Genomic DNA, 2,463 nt, shown 5'->3' with positions numbered 1-2,463 from the left:
CGAACCGACCTCGACCAGCCCGTCAGCCACACGCATCCCGCCGAACCACAACACCGCGGCGGTCGCAATGTGCAGAACCAGCGAGATCAACGGGAAGAGCAGTACAAAGATTTTGCCCACACCTACCGCCAGATCGGTGAGGTGCTGGTTAGCTTTGGTGAAGCGCTGGGTTTCATAGTCCTGGCGCACAAACGCTCGGACCACACGCATGCCGGTGATTTGCTCACGCAGTGTGTGGTTGACGTCGTCGATGGCTTCCTGCATCTGACGGAACAGCGGCATCATTTTGAGTCCGGCGCCGACCATAATGACGACGATGATGGGTACCGCGACCCACACCAACCAGCTCAACCCGGCATCTTCGCGCAGCGCCATGACCACCCCGCCGGCCGCCATGATGGGCGCCATGACCAACATGCTCAGCGACATCAGCGTAACCATCTGCAACTGTTGAACATCATTGGTGGCGCGGGTGATCAACGTCGCCGGACCAAACTGCGACATTTGGTACGAAGAAAACCGGGAGACCCGCCGAAATATCGCGGCGCGCAAGTCACGGCCGATGGACATGGCCGATCGGGCAGCGAACCACACCGATGCGATAGCGGAGGCCAGTTGGGCGAACGCGACGGCCAGCATGATGCCGCCCAGACTCCAGATCACGCCGGTGTCCCCGGCGGCAATACCGTCGTCAATAATTTGGGCGTTGAGGGCAGGCAAAAATAAGATCGCGCCGACTGTGAGCAGTTGCAGCGCGATCACGGCCAAGATATGGCCAAGATAGGGGCGGCCAAAGCGCGCCAAGAGTTTGAGCAAGGGTTCTTCCTCTTACGGAATTTCTACCGTAGACCATTCATAAACGTTTTTGTTGCGCAATGAGACCAGATCAATCGCATGGCGTTGGAGTTGTTTTTCCGCATCGGTTTGCGGCTGCCAACCCGGGACAGGCTCAGCTTTGCCACCACCAGCAACCACCATGATCGCAATCGACTGGGCAACCTGGTGGAGATTACGGTCGTGCGCTTTACCCGACCAGGCCCGAACCACCAAATAGATCGAACGCTCGGTGGTGTGAACGATACGCGCCTCAATTTCAACTATGTCGCCCACGTAAACACCGTGATAGAACTGCACGCCACCAGCAAAAACAGCCACCGTGGGTTTGCCGGCCCAACGCGAGGCACACACATATGCAGCTTCATCGAGCCAGCTCATCAGGGTACCGCCCTGTAACCGGAAACCGGGCGTCACGCTTGCCGAATGGGCAATGAAGCACAGCAACACAACTTCGGCAGTGGTTTCGGACGCTGCCGGAAAGGATACTTGTCCAAGCGATTCTTCGCCTCGGGTGTGTTCAATGGAGCGGACAGCGGCAACTTCGCGACGTCGGTGCCCTGCATCCGTGCGAGGCTCCCATTCCTTGACCTGTTTGGGTGCACCCTGGGCGTCAACTGCCTCATAGACAATGACCACCCAGGTGGCCACGGTCGGCTCACCGTCAGCGTCCAAAACATTCGGTAACGCTAAGCGAGCTTGGACATGTACCCGAGAATCCTCGGTGAAGATGAGTCTGGCCTGAGCCGCTATTTGCGTGTCCACGGGCACCGGATGGCCGAATCGCATATTTCCTATATAGGAGGCCACCACGTTGGTACCCGACCAGGTGGCAGCAGTAGCGTAACCGGCTTTATCCAACCAGCTCATAACCGTACCGGCGTCCACGTAGCCCGAAGGATGATCGTACGCTTCAGCCCGGAAGTGTAACGTAATTGAACTTCGCGAGCGCATAATTCCTAAACTACCACTTGATCTTGTGTGCACAATAGAGTCATGTCCTTTTCTTCACAGCCTTCACCCAACACCCCAGACCATTTCGCCAAACCTGTTACCGTGCGAATCGCCGACGCCGTTGAAACACTGGGGTACACCACCCTGGTCGACTGGGCCATGCGCCTCCTCTCCGGGGAGACTACGCCGGGCGCCGAATCCGATCCCGACATCAAACTTCTGGGTGGCATGGAGGCGATCGAACCGTACATGGGTCGCGTCTGGGCTGGCCAAGCGCTGCTCCACGCTTGGCATCACAAAGCCGTCGACGCCGTCCAAGGTGCACTCACTGACGAAGAATGGCAGGTTCGCGAAGTCGCGGCCGAACTCGTCGGGCACCATAAGTTAGCCATGGTCGACGACCTGGTCGAGCTCTTGGCCAATGACGCCTACCCGCAGGTTCGTGTTGCTGCCGCCAACGCCATCGGAGCGACCGCTACCCCGCAGCATGACATGGCAATAGACCGCTTGCAGCGACTCATCATGGATCCGAATACCGTCCTGGCTGCTGCGGCCGAGGACGCACTCGGTGAGATCGCCAAACGTCACAACAGGCCCGATCTTGCCATCGCTTCGAGGTACTAACCCTTGATCCACCGATGAGTAGTCGGACGTCTGCCTAAAATTCTTCGGTGG

The 2,463-nt window shown here is 58.3% G+C and carries 3 protein-coding genes; 1 reads left to right on the top strand and 2 read right to left on the bottom strand.

The window, feature by feature from the left end:
- Nucleotides 1-816 (bottom strand): ABC transporter permease (locus tag L0H14_RS12360; RefSeq protein WP_301421983.1); only part of this gene is annotated, 816 nt, incomplete at its 3' end.
- A gap of 12 nt (nucleotides 817-828) precedes the next feature.
- On the bottom strand, nucleotides 829-1,788 hold the full coding sequence (locus tag L0H14_RS12355) for an acyl-CoA thioesterase (protein WP_301419159.1): 960 nt from the start codon (nucleotides 1,786-1,788) through the stop codon (nucleotides 829-831).
- 42 nt (nucleotides 1,789-1,830) lie between these two features.
- Here L0H14_RS12355 and L0H14_RS12350 point away from each other — a divergent pair, with 42 nt between their 5' ends.
- The gene (locus tag L0H14_RS12350) at nucleotides 1,831-2,412 is read left to right on the top strand and encodes a HEAT repeat domain-containing protein (RefSeq protein WP_301419157.1); all 582 of its coding nucleotides are present in this window, start codon (nucleotides 1,831-1,833) and stop codon (nucleotides 2,410-2,412) included.
- Nucleotides 2,413-2,463 lie beyond the last annotated feature (51 nt).

The sequence above is a fragment of the Yaniella sp. genome (genome assembly GCF_030453185.1).
Taxonomy (GTDB): Bacteria; Actinomycetota; Actinomycetes; order Actinomycetales; family Micrococcaceae; genus Yaniella.
The sequence above is the reverse complement of the archived record's forward strand: the minus strand, read 5'-3'. Positions and strand labels throughout refer to the sequence as shown.

Bases quoted from the DNA above. Each gene is read 5' to 3' on its own strand.
- L0H14_RS12355 (WP_301419159.1), bottom strand. From the start codon at position 1,788: ATGCGCTCGCGAAGTTCAATTACGTTACACTTCCGGGCTGAAGCGTAC.
- L0H14_RS12350 (WP_301419157.1), top strand. From the start codon at position 1,831: ATGTCCTTTTCTTCACAGCCTTCACCCAACACCCCAGACCATTTCGCC.